Origin of the sequence: Streptomyces sp. So13.3 (genome assembly GCF_005860785.2) — a bacterium.
GTDB lineage: Bacteria > Actinomycetota > Actinomycetes > Streptomycetales > Streptomycetaceae > Actinacidiphila > Actinacidiphila fildesensis.
The window spans coordinates 5,501,920-5,516,787 of sequence record NZ_CP048835.1 but is presented as its reverse complement, the minus strand read 5'-3'; the positions used below and the strand labels follow the sequence as shown (position 1 = coordinate 5,516,787).

16 protein-coding genes are annotated in these 14,868 nt (G+C 70.9%); 7 read left to right on the top strand and 9 right to left on the bottom strand.

Translation table 11 applies throughout. From position 1 onward, the window contains the following. Positions 1–50: 50 nt before the first annotated feature. Positions 51–1,361, bottom strand: a complete 1,311-nt coding sequence (locus C8250_RS24920) for an acetyl-CoA C-acetyltransferase (RefSeq protein ID WP_138355169.1) — start codon at positions 1,359–1,361, stop codon at positions 51–53. Positions 1,362–1,443: 82 nt separating this feature from the next. Between C8250_RS24920 and C8250_RS24915 the strand changes: the two genes are divergently transcribed. Together C8250_RS24915 and C8250_RS24910 are read left to right on the top strand one after the other, a co-directional pair. Further along, positions 1,444–2,754 (top strand): 3-oxoacyl-ACP reductase, encoded by a 1,311-nt coding sequence (locus tag C8250_RS24915; protein ID WP_138355168.1) that lies wholly within the window; start codon positions 1,444–1,446, stop codon positions 2,752–2,754. A gap of 81 nt (positions 2,755–2,835) precedes the next feature. Further along, positions 2,836–3,741 carry a MaoC/PaaZ C-terminal domain-containing protein gene (locus C8250_RS24910; RefSeq protein WP_138355167.1) on the top strand — a complete coding sequence of 302 codons (906 nt, stop codon included), beginning with the start codon at positions 2,836–2,838 and terminating at the stop codon, positions 3,739–3,741. Here the strand turns inward: C8250_RS24910 and C8250_RS24905 are convergent. Further along, positions 3,704–4,297, bottom strand: a complete 594-nt coding sequence (locus C8250_RS24905; protein WP_187145313.1) for a TetR/AcrR family transcriptional regulator — start codon at positions 4,295–4,297, stop codon at positions 3,704–3,706. The genes C8250_RS24910 and C8250_RS24905 overlap by 38 nt on opposite strands. Before the next feature lie 206 nt (positions 4,298–4,503). Between C8250_RS24905 and C8250_RS24900 the strand changes: the two genes are divergently transcribed. After that, positions 4,504–5,049, top strand: coding sequence for a DUF1707 and FHA domain-containing protein (locus C8250_RS24900; protein WP_138355166.1), 546 nt, complete (start codon positions 4,504–4,506; stop codon positions 5,047–5,049). 403 nt (positions 5,050–5,452) lie between these two features. On the opposite strand, the gene C8250_RS24895 is transcribed toward C8250_RS24900, so the two are convergent. Further along, positions 5,453–6,787 (bottom strand): hypothetical protein, encoded by a 1,335-nt coding sequence (locus tag C8250_RS24895; RefSeq protein WP_138355165.1) that lies wholly within the window; start codon positions 6,785–6,787, stop codon positions 5,453–5,455. 216 nt (positions 6,788–7,003) lie between these two features. Here C8250_RS24895 and C8250_RS24890 point away from each other — a divergent pair, with 216 nt between their 5' ends. From C8250_RS24890 to C8250_RS24880, 3 genes are all read left to right on the top strand, one after another. Next, a complete protein-coding gene (locus C8250_RS24890) occupies positions 7,004–7,228 on the top strand; it encodes a hypothetical protein (protein ID WP_138355164.1) in 225 nt (74 codons plus the stop codon). Between the two features lie 524 nt (positions 7,229–7,752). Next, the gene (locus C8250_RS24885) at positions 7,753–7,893 is read left to right on the top strand and encodes a hypothetical protein (protein ID WP_187144976.1); all 141 of its coding nucleotides are present in this window, start codon (positions 7,753–7,755) and stop codon (positions 7,891–7,893) included. Next, on the top strand, positions 7,890–9,068 hold the full coding sequence (locus C8250_RS24880) for a methyltransferase domain-containing protein (RefSeq protein ID WP_244809345.1): 1,179 nt from the start codon (positions 7,890–7,892) through the stop codon (positions 9,066–9,068). Before C8250_RS24885 ends, C8250_RS24880 begins: the two co-directional genes overlap by 4 nt. 75 nt (positions 9,069–9,143) lie before the next feature. On the opposite strand, the gene C8250_RS24875 is transcribed toward C8250_RS24880, so the two are convergent. From C8250_RS24875 to C8250_RS24850, 6 genes are all read right to left on the bottom strand, one after another. Beyond that, entirely contained in the window at positions 9,144–10,469 is a 1,326-nt protein-coding gene (locus C8250_RS24875) for a dicarboxylate/amino acid:cation symporter (RefSeq protein ID WP_138355163.1), read from the bottom strand. Positions 10,470–10,678: 209 nt separating this feature from the next. Beyond that, positions 10,679–10,966, bottom strand: a complete 288-nt coding sequence (locus tag C8250_RS24870) for a DUF4229 domain-containing protein (protein WP_138355162.1) — start codon at positions 10,964–10,966, stop codon at positions 10,679–10,681. Positions 10,967–10,995: 29 nt separating this feature from the next. Further along, positions 10,996–11,514, bottom strand: a complete 519-nt coding sequence (locus tag C8250_RS24865; protein WP_138355161.1) for a GNAT family N-acetyltransferase — start codon at positions 11,512–11,514, stop codon at positions 10,996–10,998. Positions 11,515–11,637: 123 nt separating this feature from the next. Next, positions 11,638–12,801 (bottom strand): aminofutalosine synthase MqnE, encoded by a 1,164-nt coding sequence (mqnE, locus tag C8250_RS24860; protein ID WP_138355160.1) that lies wholly within the window; start codon positions 12,799–12,801, stop codon positions 11,638–11,640. Between the two features lie 72 nt (positions 12,802–12,873). Further along, positions 12,874–13,329 (bottom strand): Lrp/AsnC family transcriptional regulator, encoded by a 456-nt coding sequence (locus tag C8250_RS24855; RefSeq protein ID WP_138355159.1) that lies wholly within the window; start codon positions 13,327–13,329, stop codon positions 12,874–12,876. Between the two features lie 93 nt (positions 13,330–13,422). Next, complete coding sequence (locus C8250_RS24850; RefSeq protein WP_138355158.1) at positions 13,423–14,097, bottom strand: UbiX family flavin prenyltransferase; 675 nt, start codon at positions 14,095–14,097, stop codon at positions 13,423–13,425. A gap of 223 nt (positions 14,098–14,320) precedes the next feature. Between C8250_RS24850 and C8250_RS24845 the strand changes: the two genes are divergently transcribed. Further along, on the top strand, positions 14,321–14,857 hold the full coding sequence (locus tag C8250_RS24845; protein WP_232484780.1) for a rhomboid family intramembrane serine protease: 537 nt from the start codon (positions 14,321–14,323) through the stop codon (positions 14,855–14,857). The last annotated feature ends 11 nt before the right edge of the window (positions 14,858–14,868 follow it).

The following is a 14,868-nucleotide window of genomic DNA, read 5'->3' as shown; positions in this document are numbered from 1 at the left end:
ACGTGTTGGACGAGCGCTTCACGGGGCCGAGCGGCGGGGCGGGAGGCGGTTCAGGGGCATTCGAGCACGGCCGTGACCCCCTGGCCGCCTGCCGCGCAGATGGAGACCAGCCCGCGCCCGGGGCCGCCGCGTTCGGCGAGCAGCGCGGCGAGGGTCGCGACGATGCGGGCGCCGGTCGCCGCGAAGGGGTGCCCGGTGGCGAGCGACGAGCCGGCCACGTTCAGCCGCTCCCGGTCCACCGTTCCCAACGGGCGTTCCAGGCCGAGCCGTCCGGTGCAGAACTCCTTGTCCTCCCAGGCGGCGAGGGTGGCCAGCACCTGCGAGGCGAACGCCTCGTGGATCTCGTAGAGGTCGAAGTCGCCGAGGGCGAGCCCGGCCCGTTCCAGCAGGCGCGGCACGGCGTACGCGGGCGCCATGAGCAGCCCTTCCTCGTCGCCCATGGGGTTGCCGACGAAGTCGACGGCGGCCGTCTCGTACGCCGTGAGGAAGGCGAGCGGCTCCAGCCCGCGGTCGGCCGCCCATTCCTCGCTCGCCAGCAGGACGACGGCCGCGCCGTCCGTGAGCGGTGTCGAGTTGCCGGCCGTCATGGTGGCGCCGCCCTCCCGCACGCCGAAGACCGGCCGCAGCCGGGCGAGCCGCTCGGCGGTGGAGTCCGGGCGCAGGTTCTGGTCGCGGTCCAGGCCCCGGAAGGGCGTCACCAGGTCGTCGAACAGGCCGCGTTCGTACGCTGCGGCGAGGCGTTGGTGGCTGGCGGCGGCCAGGACGTCCTGCGCTTCGCGCGCGATGTCCCACCGCTTGGCGGTGAGCGCGGCGTGCTCGCCCATCGACAGACCGGTGCGCGGCTCGGCGTTGCGCGGGATCTCCGGTACGAGATGACGTGGCCGGATGCGCGCCAGCGCCCTGGCGCGCGCACCCGCGGACCTGGCGCGGCGCGTCTCCAGCAGGATCCGCCGCAACTGGTCGTTGACGCCGAGCGGTGCGTCGCTCGCGGTGTCGGCGCCGCCCGCGATGCCGCAGTCGAGCTGGCCGAGCGCGATCTTGTTCGCGACGGCGATGATCGCCTGCAATCCGGTGCCGCACGCCTGTTGGATGTCGTAGGCGGGGGTGGCGGGGTCGAGGGTGCTGCCGAGCAGGGTCTCGCGGGCGAGGTTGAAGTCACGGCTGTGCTTGAGGACGGCCCCGGCCACGAACTCCCCGACGCGCTCACCGGCCAGCCCGGTCCTTTCCACCAGTCCGGCCAGCGCCGCACCCAGCATGTCCTGGTTGGACGCGGTGGCGTACGGGCCGTCGGAGCGGGCGAACGGTATGCGGTTGCCCGCCACCACCGCGACCCGGCGCGGACTGTCCCTGCGGTCACTCATCGGCTGGCTCTCCCTTGGCTGGGCGCTGACTCACCAGTAGCCTTACCGGCGGTAAACTTACTCCAGAGTAAGGAGAAGGCCAATGGCCGATCGCTATCTCCGTTTCACGGGTACGGCCCCCGGCCGCTTCCTCTCCGGCCGCCTCGGACTCCCCCAGCCCACCGCGCTCCGCCGCTGGTCCCCGGAACACCCGGACCTGGCAGGACCGGTCCTGCGCCTGACGGCCGGCGCCCCGCGCCCGGACGACGCGACCGGTACGGAGCCGGTGTCCGGCGCACCCGACGCGCCTGCGGCCGCCGCACCTGCCGCTGTCGTTCTGGACGCCACCGGCATCTGCGAACCGGGGGCTCTGCACGACGTGTACGCGGCACTGCACCCCGTCGTCCGCTCGCTCGCGCCCTGCGGCCGGCTGGTCGTTCTCGGCGCCGTCCCGGATCCGGCCGACCCCCACCAGGCCGCCGCCCAGCAGGCGCTCGAAGGCCTCGTCCGCTCCCTCGGCAAGGAGATCGGCCGCGGCCGTACCGTCCAACTGCTGCGCCTGGCGCCCGGCGCGGACTCCGGGTCGACGCTACGCTTCCTCCTCTCCCCCAGGTCCGCGTACGTGAGCGGCCAGGTCATCGAGGTCGGCCCGGCGGGCCCGGTCGTCCCCGCCACCGCTCCCGCCTCCGGCACCCGGACCGCGCTCGTCACCGGCGCCGCGCGCGGCATCGGCGAGTCCGTCGCCGCCACGCTCGCCCGTGACGGCCACCATGTCGTCTGCCTCGACGTCCCGCAGGCCGAAGAGGCCCTGGCCGATGTCGCGCGGCGGTTGGGCGGCACCGCGCTCGCCCTGGACATCACCGCGCCGGACGCCGGGGAACGTATCGCCGCCGCGCTCCCCGACGGCCTGGACGTGCTGGTCCACAACGCCGGGATCACCCGCGACCGCAAGCTCGCCAACATGGCCGCCGACCGCTGGGACTCCGTCCTCGACGTCAACCTCGGCAGTGTCATCCGCACCACCGACCACCTGCTGAAGTCCGGCACCCTGCGGGACGGCGGCCGGATCGTCGCCACCGCCTCGATCAGCGGCATCGCGGGCAACGCCGGCCAGACCAACTACGCCGCCTCGAAGGCCGGCGTCATCGGCTTCGTCCGCGCGCTCGCGACGGATCCGCGCACGACCGGGCACGGCATCACCGTGAACGCCGTCGCCCCCGGGTTCATCGAGACGAAGATGACCGCCGCGGTCCCGCTGTTCATCCGCGAGGCGGGCCGCCGGATGAACTCCCTCGGCCAGGGCGGGCTTCCGGTCGACGTGGCCGAGACCATCGCCTGGTTCGCGGATCCCGGATCGGGCGGTGTCACGGGGCAGGTCGTGCGCGTCTGCGGCCAGAGCCTGCTGGGCGCGTGACCCGCACCGCGTGGCCCGTACCGCGTGGCTCGCACCGCGTGGCCCGAATCCCGCATCGCCGAATGGAAGGGACAACCCGACGTGCCCACCCGCACCCTCGCCGCGCCACCGCGGCTGCCCCTGGTCCTGGCCCGGGGCGCGCTCGGCTCGCGCCGCAAGCGCGGGCGGCCGCGCGCCTTGGCGGCGCCCACCGACCGGCTGGTCCTGCCCGCCGCGCGCATCGACCCAGGCCGGCTCGCCGCGTACGCGCGGGTCTGCGGCTACCCCGACAACGCGTCCGGCGCGGTCCCGCTGACCTACCCGCACATCCTCGGGTTCCCGCTGGCCGCGCAGCTGATGGCGGACCGCGCGTTCCCGCTGCCGCTGCTCGGCCTGGTGCACACCTCGATCGAGATCACCCAGGTGCGGGCCCTGCGCACGACCGACCGTCCTGAACTGACCGTCCACACCTCGGCGCTCCGCCCGCACCACCGCGGCACCGAAGCCGTCCTCGTGACCGAGGCCCGTCTCGACGGCGAACTCGTGTGGTCCGACCGCAGTACGTACCTCGCCCGGCACAGCGGCGCCACGGGCCCACGCCCCGACGAGGCGCCGGAGCCCGCGGGGTCCACGCTGCCCGCCGTCGCCACCTGGCGGCTCACCGCGGACCTGGGCCGCCGCCATGCGCGGGTGTCCGGCGACTACAACCCGATCCACCTCCACCCCTGGACCGCGAAGCCCCTCGGCTTCCCCCGCGCCATCGCCCACGGCATGTGGACCGTGGCCCGCTGCGCCGCCGAAGCGGTGCCACTGAACGCCGACCGGATCACCCTGCGGGCCACGTTCGGAGCACCGGTGCTGCTCCCCGGCACGGTGACCTACGCGGCCGAGACCACGTCCGAGACCACGTCCGAGACCACTCCCGGGACGAGATCCCGCTTCCAGCTGCGCGGCGACGGCCGCGTCCACCTCACGGGCGAGGTGGTTCCCAGCGCCGGCCGTTCATGAGGTTGTCCAGGCCGGCCCAGGCGAAGTTCATCAGTGTCGCCGCGGTGTCCTTCCCCGACTGGCCGGGCTGCTCGCAGCCCCAGCCCGCCAGCGACTCCGCCGCGCCCACCAGGGCGTGCGCCAGCGCCGTGACCTCCCGCTCGGCGAGCTCCCCGGCGCAGTCGGCCTCCCGGGCCGCGGCGGCGATCAGCTCCCTGACGAACTCGGCGATCTCGGCGCGCATCTTCGCGACCTCGTCCGCGAACGGCTCCCCCTGGGTCCGCGCCTGCTGATACAGCACGGTCCAGCCGTCGGGACGCTCCGTCGTATGCGTGAAGAACGCCCGCAGCCCGCACCACAGTTGCCGGTCCGGCGCCGCCCCCGGCTCCACCCCGGCCATCACCGCCTCGGTGAGCGCCGCCGCCTCCCGCCGGATGCACGCGGTGAACAGCTCTTCCTTCGAATTCAGATACAGATAGACGAGGGGTTTCGACACCCCCGCCAGCTCGGCGATCTCATCCATCGAGGCCGCCCGGTACCCCCGCCGCGCGAACGTCGCCACCGCCGCGTCGAGCATCTGCTGCTCCCGCACCTGCCGCGGCACCCGCTTGGTCTTCCCGCCCACCCCGTGCCACCTCTCGCGTAGCCCTACCCGAAAGTAAGCCTACGGGGCGGGTCTCCGCCCGGCCTGCCGCCCGGGACAGGGCCCGTGGCGGGTTCCGGACAACCGGCCACCCCTCGGGAATCTGGACAGAGCCCTACTGACGGGCCGACAATCCCACCATGACGTCCCCCGAGTTCCGCGCCCAGGGCGTACGGCCGTCGGAGAACGAGCGGGACCACGCACTCGAGGTGCTCCGTGCCGGGACCGGCGACGGCCGGCTCTCCCACGACACCTTCATGCACCGCATGCACATCGTGCTCACCGCCCGCAGCCGCGCCGAGGTCGACGGCGCCCTCGCCGACCTCCCCTCCCGAGGCCGCGCCCCGCAACTCCTGCTGCGCACCGTCGCCCGCCTCTCCGCGCTCTCCGTACGCCTGCGCGGCAGTTGGCGCACCCAGCAGCTCCCCGGCCTGCGGCTGCCCGAGCCCGGCCCCCAGCCCCTGCGCATCGGCCGCGCCCCGGTGTGCGACCTCCGCCTCGGCCACGACTCCGTCTCCCGCACCCACGCCGAACTCCGCTACCAGGACAACGCCTGGCTCCTCTCCGACCTCGGCTCCCTCAACGGCACCCACGTCAACGGCCTCCGCATCACCGGCACCGTCCGCGTCCACCCCGGCGACCACGTGGCCTTCGGCAGCCTCAACTTCCGCCTCGCCTCCGGCTGATCCGGCCCTGTACCGCCGCCGGCTTCCCACGCTTCGTGGGCGTCCTGGACCTCCTTCCCGAGCCCAGAGCAGGTCAGGCGGGCGTTCAGACGCGGCAAACGTCACATGGCACGCGCGGCCGGGAGCGCTGCCGACTGCCGCCGGGACGGGGTGCCAAAGACGGCCGGCAGCGAGGGAGGGGTGGCCCGCCTTGCGTGGCTGACCCTCTGCCGGCTCCGCGTGGTGCCGTACCCCAGCCGTCACGCATGACAGGCGCGCGAGGCGACCGCGCCACCGGGAATGGGCGGGCGGGGAGCAGCTGCTGCCGCGATGCGGCAGAGGCCGGAGCGGTCGCTCCGCTTCGATGCGGGTCTCGTTGGGGGATATGAAATGTCCCATGCTTGAGCAATCGCGCCGACGTGCGTCACACCTTCTGGTGGGCCACCGTGCGGGCTCGCTGGATCAGCGACTTCGCGGCTCGGTTGCTCTGATGGGGTCGGATGCGTTGGCGCATCGTGCGGAAGTGGTCGTCACCTCGGGCTGAGGAGATCGCGGCGTAGTCGTCGAGGAACGCTTCCCAGGTGGCGCACGCGGCTTCCACGTGGCCCATCTCCAGCTGCCGTTGTGCCAGAAGCCCGTTCGCGTGGACACGCCCCTGCCGCTCTTGCGAGGGGCGGGCGCGGTTGGACTGCTGGAGTGCCTTGACCGATCCGGGCAAATCACCCAGTTCGTACAACACGTGGGAGACATGGAATTGGTAGGCGGCCTGGTCGTAACCGCCCACCGCGTCGTTCCTTCCATCGGCCTTGGACAGGGCGGCTTCGGTCTCTGACAGCCGGGCGAATGCCTGCCGCTGGTCTTTGACCATCGCAGCGCCGTGCGCCTGCTGCCCGGCCAGGAACGCCTGGAGGCGCGGCCCCGCTTTCGGAGAGGCTTCGGCCGCCGAATCGGCGAGCTCCAGTGCCTTGGTGCCGTGCCCGAGGTTAGAGGCTTGCAGGGCCATGCCGCGAAGGGTGCGGCAGTAGGTGAGGTGGTCTTCCGCGCTGCCGGCCAGTTGGAGTGCTTGGACGTAGTAGCGCTGGCCCAAACCGTGCTCGCGTTCGTACATCGCCATCCACCCGGTGAGGTACACGAGGTCGGATGCTGCGGACAGCATGTCTTTCTTCACCGACTCCGAGCCGTCCGCCCGCAGGTACGGCGAGACGGTGTTCACCAGGAAAGCAGCCGCCATCGGCCGCGCATGGCCGCCGCCGAGTTCATCGAGGATGTCGGCGATGCGGTCGGTCATGGTGCGGACGGTGGCGACCTCGCCGGCTCCGATCCGTACGGTGCGGCCGGTCGTGGACGCTTCCAGCCTGGTCGACAGCTCCGTATAGCGCGGCACCATCAAGGCGGCCGAATACAGTCCTGCGGCCAAGACCCCACGCCGTGACGGATCCATGTCTGCCCTTCCGAGGTCCACCACTCCGGCCACCAGATCAACGGCGCCGGCCCCAGTCTCATTGCCGAACCCGGCGTCGGTGGACGTTACTGGGCGGCGCAGGTGCCGGGAGAACGCTTCGCAGATCAGCGGCCTGGCCTCAGGGCCCGGTAACGAGCCCTTGAGCCAATGCGACACGGTCGAGTCGTCGTAGCTGAGCACCGTTCCCGACTCGATCCCGACCCGCGTGATCGCCCTCACCAGCTGGCCTCTTGTCCACTGGGCCTCCGTCATCAGGGCGCGAAGGGCGGTATTCGGTGTGCGCGTGCGTGGTGCCATGCGATGACTCCCCTCAGCGTTCACGGCATTCACGGTCCCGTCCAGCATTCCCCGTTCTCCCGGACGGCGTACCCGAGTTCACTCAACATCAGCCGCACTACGAACAATCCCTCTCCTACCCAACCCCCGCCGTGCGGCCCACGTCCCACCGCGACCGGTAGCCCGTGAAGCCTCGGAGCACCGGCAGCGGCTCCCCACCGCTACGGAGACGACACCATGACCGGAGCCGACCGCCAGACCGGTACCGACCTGGATTGGATCAAGCAGGACGCCCTCGTCTTGGACACTGCCACGCACCAGGTCGGCGAGGTCCAACAGATCGGGTCGGCCTACCCCACCGGCGCAAGTCCCGAGGAGTTCGCGTGGCTGCGGCCACCGGGTGGCGGCGTCGAATGGAGCGCCCCCCTGGCCGCTCTCGAACCCGTGGATGACACCCCGTGACCCGGTCCGTGGTCGACCGGCCACGCCACCGCCGCCCGCCTTGCCCCTCCAGCGACGGCCGCACCGCAGGCGCACTCCTGATGCTCCTGAATGTGCTCGGCGCACCCGCGGTCGCCGTGCAACTCGGCCGCGGGCACCCCGCCGCCCCGCCCGCTCGAAGTCTCGCTGCGGCCGCTTCGGACACTCCGCCGCCCGGCCTCTGATCTCCGGTCTCCGTCGATGACTCGTTCCGTCGGAGTCCGGTACCAGCGCGCCCGGCTCCAGCCGTCTCGGGATAGCGGCTCCCCCGACCGTGACAGCAGGAGCCGGGCGCCGCATCCCTGAAATGCCCCGCGCGGCAGTCCGCCGAGCGGCAGCATGCCCAGAGAGGACAATTCATGGCCAAGCCACCCCCGCCAGCACCCCGCCGACCGCAGGCACCGGCACCCCGACCTCCGGACCCGAACCCGATCCCCGCCCACGGCCGCACCGCCGCGTAGGACCACACACCCTCAAGATCAGCAATGAGACGAAGGAGACCAGCCATGGGATGGGGAACCGGCAAGGGCGGTAGCGGAGGCGACGGCAAGCACTCCGGAGGGAAGGACCCGGGCACCAGCAAGCCGTCTCCGGACGGGTCACGGCCCGCTCCGGAGCCCAAGCACAAGGGCGGTGACAAGAAGTGACGCACGCGCACCAGGCGGAGCAGAACGCAGCACAACGCGACCTGCTCCGCGCGATCGAAGCGGACCTCGGCCATGCGCCGGCCCCGGAGTGGGTGAAAGCCATGGACGCCGTTCCGCGACACCACTTCCTGCCCGAACGGATTTGGCTGGACGACGGCGAGGGCGGATACGAATTCTGCGACCAGCACAGCGACGCTGAGCGGTGGTACACCGCCGCCTACGCCGATGCGCCCGTAGTGACGCAGGTCAACGACGGTGCTGAGCCCGAGGAAAGCGATGTGTGGGCCTCCTCCTCGGCTTCTGCACCTTCCATCGTGCTGCGCATGCTGGAAGACCTCGACGTTCACGACGGCGCGCACGTGCTGGAGATCGGCGCGGGAACCGGTTGGAACGCCGGGCTGCTCGCACACCGGGTCGGCGAGGCCAACGTGACCACATTGGAGATCGACGGCGCGGTGGCCGCCAGGGCACGTACCGCACTCCACAACGCAGGCCTGTACCCCGAAGTGGTCTGTGCCGACGGAGAGAAGGGCTGGCCGCCGCAGGCCGCGTACGACCGGATCATCTGCACCTGCTCGGTGCGGCGCGTGCCGCACGCATGGGTGAAGCAGTCCCGGCCCGGAGGGGTGATCGTCACAGCGTGGGACAACCCGTGGATCACGTACGGGTTGCTGCGGCTGGAGGTGAACGCAGGGGTCGGCGAAGGCCGGTTCAGCCCGCACAGCGCCTTCATGCTGATGCGCGACCAGCGGACCGACCTACGGATCTACCGGGATGTCGTCCGCGACGAGCACCAGCCCGACGAGTCCAGGACCGGTCTGGCGCCGTGGGACGTGACCGGCCCGGACATCGACGCACAGTTCGCGATCGGAGTTCGGCTGCGCGATGTCTGGTACTCGCGCCAGCAGAACCCCGACGTGAAAGGCGTGTTGACACGTCTGTGGGTCGCCACCACCGACGCCACCTCATGGGCCGCGGTCGACTACGACGGCGAGCACGACGACCAGTTCACCGTCTGGCAGCACGGCCCACGTCGCCTCTGGGACGAAGTAGAGACAGCAAGCCGCTGGTGGCGAGACCACGACCGCCCGACGCCCGCTCGTTTCGGCATCACCGTCACGGCAGAGGAACAGAGATTCTGGCTCGACGACCCCGGTTCTCCCCTGGACGGCTGAGACACCAGCCCCCTCGGCGAGACGCGGCAGTGCCCCCGGTCCTCGCGAAGGTCGGGGGCGCTTCCGCGTATACGACTACGCGGCGACCGGGACGCGCTCTTCGCGGTCCGTGTTCGCGTCGTCGTCCATCAGGCTGTCGAGGTCCGCGCCGTGGGCGGTGGCGTACTTGTCGCGGTCGAGGATGTTCTCGCGGGCCGCGACGATGATCGGGATGACGGACTGGCCGGCCACGTTCGTGGCGGTCCGCATCATGTCGAGGATGGGGTCGATCGCGAGCAGGAGGCCGACGCCTTCGAGGGGGAGGCCGAGGGTGGAGAGGGTCAGGGTGAGCATGACCGTGGCGCCGGTGAGGCCCGCGGTGGCGGCGGAGCCGATGACCGAGACGAAGACGATCAGCAGGTAGTCGCCGATGCCCAGGTGCACGTCGAAGACCTCGGCGATGAAGATCGCGGCGAGGGCCGGGTAGATCGCGGCGCAGCCGTCCATCTTGGTGGTGGCGCCGAACGGGACGGCGAAGGACGCGTACTCGCGCGGGACGCCGAGGCGTTCGGTGACGCGCTGGGTGACCGGCATGGTGCCGACCGAGGAGCGCGAGACGAAGGCGAGCTGGATGGCGGGCCAGGCGCCGCGGAAGAACTGCAGCGGGCTGACCTTGGCGACGGTGGCGAGCAGCAGCGGGTAGACGCCGAACAGGACGAGGGCGCAGCCGACGTAGACATCGGCGGTGAAGGTCGCGTACTGCTTGATCAGGTTCCAGCCGTAGGTGTTGATGGCGTTGCCGATCAGGCCCAGGGTGCCCAGCGGGGCGAGCTTGATGACCCACCACAGGGCCTTCTGGAGCAGTTCGAGAACCGCGGAGCTGAGGGTGAGGATCGGCTCGGCCTTCTCGCCGAGCTGGAGCAGCGCGATACCGACGACGGCCGCCATGAAGACGATCTGCAGCACGTTCAGCTCGGTGAACGGCGAGATGACGTCGGTCGGGATGATGCCGGTGAGGAAGTCGAGCCAGGAGCCGGTGTGCTTCGGCTTGGCGCCGTCGGCCGGGGTGAGGCCGCTGCCGGAGCCGGGGTTGGTGAGCAGGCCGATCGCGAGGCCGATGGAGACCGCGATCAGCGACGTGATCATGAACCAGAGCAGCGTGCGGGTGGCCAGCCGGGCGGCGTTGGAGACGTTCCGCAGGTTGGTGATGGAGACCACGATGGCGAAGAAGACCAGCGGCGCGACGGCCAGCTTGAGCAGCTGGACGAAGATCGAGCCGATCTCGTCGAGGGTCTTGCCGAGCCAGGCGATGTCGCCGCTGCGGGCGATCCAGCCGAGACACACACCGAGGACGAGGCCGCCGAGGATCTGCGCCCAGAACGGGATCTTGGGTATGCGTACGCGACTGGATGTAGGAGACATGTTCCGGACGCTAACACCGGAGCTTTGGGAAACTCAAAGTCATTCTTTGGGTTCTCATGACGTGGACGGCCGGAAACGGTTCGGGCCGGCGCGTGGACAGCACAAAGCCCCGCCGGGAACGGGGTGTTCCGGCGGGGCATGACGAAGCGTGTGACGAGGGTTACCCACCGACCCCCGGGCGGTCGTGCGGACCTACGGCCCAACTGGCCTTACGCGGTGCGCGCGGCGTCGTCCGCCGCGTCCTCCGCGCTCTGGCTCTTGGCGAAGTTCGCCCGGCTGCGCTCGACGCGCGCGGAGACCTGGGCCGACGCGGCATCCCGGGCGCCGCGCAGCAGCACGAAGCTCAGCGGCGCGGAGATGACGAGCGCGAGCAGCGCAACCCACAGGAGGTTGGAGCCACCGAGCCCGGCCGGCAGGATCCGCAGGGAGACCAGACCCCAGATGACCGCGAAGCAGCCGACGAAGAGGCCAAAACGCATGGCGGTGTAACGGAACATGCTTCCAGTGAAGCACGGCCCCCCGACGATCAGTGCAGGGGGAGCCACATAGTGATGTCGTCGCGGAAGTCGTCGGCGGCGACGCGGATCGCGTCCGGTACGCGGCCGACTTCCTTGAATCCGCAGGCGGCGTAGAAGGCGTCCACGCCGGTGCCGCCGCGCACCCCGAGCCGGAGCGCGTCGAAGCCCAGGTCGCGGGCGAAGTCGACGGCCTCGGCCAGCATCCGCCGGCCGCGCCCGCCGCCCTGCAGGACCGGGTCGACCATGACGGTGACCAGCGTGCACCAGTGCCGCATCAGCCGGTGGGTGTTGAGCTTCAGGAAGACCGTGCCGACCGCCCGCCCGTCCTCGTACGCGACGAGCAGCCGCTGGGTCCCCGCGCCGACCGACTCGAACTGCCCGTCGGCGACCGGGCGTACGTCCTCGGCCTTGACCGGCGGGACGAAGCCGACCGCGCCGCCGGCGTTGGAGGCGTCGGTCCAGATCCGGAGGATCTCTTCGCGGAGGCCGGTGGACAGCTCGGGGTCACGCGCAAAGGTAAGGGTCATAGGTCAATGCTAGCCATTACTCCGGCGGCCCGGCAACGGGCTTCCACGGCTTGGGACAGCGCGAAGGCCCCGGCACCACGCACCTGCGCGTGGCACCGGGGCCTTCGGCGAACAGAGATGACGTCAGAGGCGCATCGGCTGCGGGGACTCGCGCCGTTCGGCGTTCGGCCCCGGGTACTCGCGGATGATCTCGTAGCGCGTGTTGCGCTCGACCGGCCGGAACCCGGCGTCGCGGATCAGCTCGAGGATGTCGTCCCGGTTCAGCTTGTTCGGCGTGCCGAAGTCGTCCGCGTCATGGGTGATCTTGTACTCGACGACCGAGCCGTCCATGTCGTCCGCGCCGTGCTGCAGCGCCAGCTGGGCGGTCTGCACCCCGTGCATCACCCAGAAGACCTTGACGTGCGGCACATTGTCGAAGAGCAGCCGGGAGACGGCGAACGTCTTGAGCGCGTCCGCGCCGCTGGCCATGGTGGTGCGGGCCTGCAGCGTGTTGCGGATCTTGCCGTCCTTCATGTCCACGAAGTCGTGCTGGTACCGCAGCGGGATGAAGACCTGGAAACCGCCGGTCTCGTCCTGCAGCTCGCGCAGTCGCAGCACGTGGTCCACCCGGTGCTTCGGCTCCTCGATGTGCCCGTAGAGCATCGTCGAGGGGGTCTTGAGACCCTTGGAGTGCGCGAGACGGTGGATCCGGGACCAGTCCTCCCAGTGGGTGCGGTGGTCCACGATGTGCTGCCGGACCTCCCAGTCGAAGATCTCGGCGCCGCCGCCGGTCAGCGACTCCAGGCCCGCGTCGATCAGCTCGTCCAGGATGTCCGAGGCCGACAGACCGGAGATCGTCTCGAAGTGGTGGATCTCCGTCGCCGTGAACGCCTTCAGCGAGACGGACGGCAGCGCCTCCTTGAGGGCCTTCAGCGAGCGCGGGTAGTAGCGCCACGGCAGCGTCGGGTGCAGACCGTTGACGATGTGCAGCTCGGTGAGGTTCTCGCCCTCCATCGTCTTCGCGAGACGGACGGCCTCCTCGATGCGCATCGTGTACGCGTCCTTCTCGCCCGGCTTGCGCTGGAACGAGCAGTAGGCGCACGACGCGGTGCACACGTTCGTCATGTTGAGGTGCCGGTTGACGTTGAAGTGAACGACATCGCCGTTCTTCTTCGTCCGTACGTGGTGTGCGAGACCACCCAGCCAAGCGAGGTCGTCGGACTCGTAGAGGGCGATTCCGTCCTCACGGGTCAGCCGCTCACCCGCGTAGACCTTCTCCTCCAGCTCACGCTTGAGTCCAGCGTCCATGCTGCCGCCTCCTAGTTGCATTCGACCCGACCAAAACTACTCCCCCGGTTCACGACGGCGAGCAGCCCCCGCTCACACCTCTTCGGGGAGCGAGCCGACCCGGTTCTCCCACTTCGTGGAGAGCACGATCGTGGTCCGGGTACGGGCCACGCCCTTCGTCCCGGACAGCCGGCGGATCGTCCGCTCCAGGCCGTCCACGTCGCCGACCCTGACCTTGAGCATGTACGAGTCGTCGCCGGCGATGAACCAGCAGTCCTCGATCTCGTCCAGGTCGCGCAGCCGGTGCGCCACGTCCTCATGGTCCGCCGCGTCGCTGAGCTGCAGCCCGACCAGGGCGGTCACGCCGAGGCCGAGCGCCACGGGCGCGACGGTGGCCCGGTAGCCGGTGATCACCCCGGCCTGCTCCAGCCGGTTGATCCGGTCGGTGACGCTGGGCCCGGAGAGCCCCACCAGCCGTCCCAGCTCCGCGTACGAGGCCCGCCCGTTCTCGCGCAGCGCCTGGATGAGCTGCCTGTCCACCGCGTCCATATGCCTGGACCCTCCCGTTCATGCATCGATTGCGCCGTGCGAACAAGAATCTAAGGCATCCGCGACCCTGCGGCCTGCGCATCAGCGCGCCGGTCAGGCGGAACCGGCCGATCCGAGCTCGCCTTCCCACCTGCGGTACAGCTGGTGGGGCACCGCAGCCGCGTCCAGCACCCGCCCGGCGACGAAGTCCACCAGGTCCTGGATGTGCCGGGCGCCCGCGTAGAAGGCGGGTGACGCGGGCAGGACGACCGCGCCCGCCTCGTCGAGCGTCACCAGGTGCTTGAGCGTCTGGCCGTTCAGCGGTGTCTCGCGGACCGCGACCACCAGGGTCCTGCGCTCCTTGAGGGTGACGCTCGCCGCCCGCTGCAGCAGGTCCTTCGACAGCCCGAGCGCGACCCCCGCCACACAGGCGGTACTGGCCGGCACGATGAGCATCCCCTTGACCGGGTAGGAACCGGAGGACGGTCCGGCCGCGAGATCACCCGCGGCCCAGAACCGGACGTCCGAGAGTTCCGCGTCCGACAGATCGAACTGCCCGTCCTTGCCGTCGGCGCCGCGCGCCAGCCAGGTCCGCAGGTCCTCGCGCCAGTGCGCGTCCCGGAACGCGTGTCCCGTCTCGTCGAGCAGCGTCAGCCGGGCGGCCCGGCTGACCACCAGGTCCACCGCCTCGCCGGCGCTCAGCAGCCCCCGGAGCACGGCGGCGGCGTACGGCGTCCCGGATGCTCCGGAGACCCCGACGATCCACGGTTTGCGCAGGCTCGTGTCCACCCGGCGAGCCTATCCGGCCGCCCGGGACGGCCGGCGGCGGGAGAGGGCTCTCGCCGGGAACCACTCCGGATGTCGGTGGCGTTGTCTACGGTAGGGACACATGGATCTGAGGGGGGCCTCGGTGAGTCACAGCTACGAACCGACCGCGGACCGATCCGCGCAGGCGAGTATCGGTCTGGCGCCGCCGCGCGGCGGAGCGAGGGTCACGGCGGCCGCCGCGCTCATGCTGGGTTGGGTGGGGCTGCTGTGGCTGCTCGAAGCCGTCGACGTGGCGACGAACCACTCGCTCGACACCTTCGGCATCGTGCCGCGCGAGACCGGCGAGCTGCGTGACATCATCCCGGCCGCGTTCATGCACTTCGGCTTCGCCCATGTCGCGGCCAACAGCCTGCCGCTGCTCGTGCTGGGGTTCATCGCCGCGCTGCGCGGCATCCGCCGCTTCCTCAGTGTGTCCTTCGTCATCATCCTGGCCAGCGGCCTGGGCGTCTGGCTCGTCGCACCCGCCCACACCAACACGGCGGGCGCCTCCGGCGTCGTCTTCGGCCTCTTCGGCTATCTGCTGGTGCGCGGGTTCGTGGACCGGCGGCTGCTGGACATAGCCGTCGGGCTCGGCGTCGCGGTGCTCTACGGGTCGATCCTGTGGGGCGTGCTGCCCACCGCCCAGGGCGTCTCCTGGCAGGGCCACCTCTTCGGGCTGCTCGGCGGTGTCGCCTCCGCCTTCTTCTTCCGCGCGCGCACGCCCGACGGATTGATGCGATGACGGATCGACGC

Bases quoted from the DNA above. Each gene is read 5' to 3' on its own strand.
- C8250_RS24920 (WP_138355169.1), bottom strand. From the start codon at position 1,361: ATGAGTGACCGCAGGGACAGTCCGCGCCGGGTCGCGGTGGTGGCGGGC.
- C8250_RS24915 (WP_138355168.1), top strand. From the start codon at position 1,444: ATGGCCGATCGCTATCTCCGTTTCACGGGTACGGCCCCCGGCCGCTTC.
- C8250_RS24905 (WP_187145313.1), bottom strand. From the start codon at position 4,297: ATGCTCGACGCGGCGGTGGCGACGTTCGCGCGGCGGGGGTACCGGGCG.
- C8250_RS24900 (WP_138355166.1), top strand. From the start codon at position 4,504: ATGACGTCCCCCGAGTTCCGCGCCCAGGGCGTACGGCCGTCGGAGAAC.
- C8250_RS24895 (WP_138355165.1), bottom strand. From the start codon at position 6,787: ATGGCACCACGCACGCGCACACCGAATACCGCCCTTCGCGCCCTGATG.
- C8250_RS24890 (WP_138355164.1), top strand. From the start codon at position 7,004: ATGACCGGAGCCGACCGCCAGACCGGTACCGACCTGGATTGGATCAAG.
- C8250_RS24885 (WP_187144976.1), top strand. From the start codon at position 7,753: ATGGGATGGGGAACCGGCAAGGGCGGTAGCGGAGGCGACGGCAAGCAC.
- C8250_RS24875 (WP_138355163.1), bottom strand. From the start codon at position 10,469: ATGTCTCCTACATCCAGTCGCGTACGCATACCCAAGATCCCGTTCTGG.
- C8250_RS24870 (WP_138355162.1), bottom strand. From the start codon at position 10,966: ATGTTCCGTTACACCGCCATGCGTTTTGGCCTCTTCGTCGGCTGCTTC.
- C8250_RS24865 (WP_138355161.1), bottom strand. From the start codon at position 11,514: ATGACCCTTACCTTTGCGCGTGACCCCGAGCTGTCCACCGGCCTCCGC.
- mqnE (WP_138355160.1), bottom strand. From the start codon at position 12,801: ATGGACGCTGGACTCAAGCGTGAGCTGGAGGAGAAGGTCTACGCGGGT.
- C8250_RS24855 (WP_138355159.1), bottom strand. From the start codon at position 13,329: ATGGACGCGGTGGACAGGCAGCTCATCCAGGCGCTGCGCGAGAACGGG.
- C8250_RS24845 (WP_232484780.1), top strand. From the start codon at position 14,321: ATGCTGGGTTGGGTGGGGCTGCTGTGGCTGCTCGAAGCCGTCGACGTG.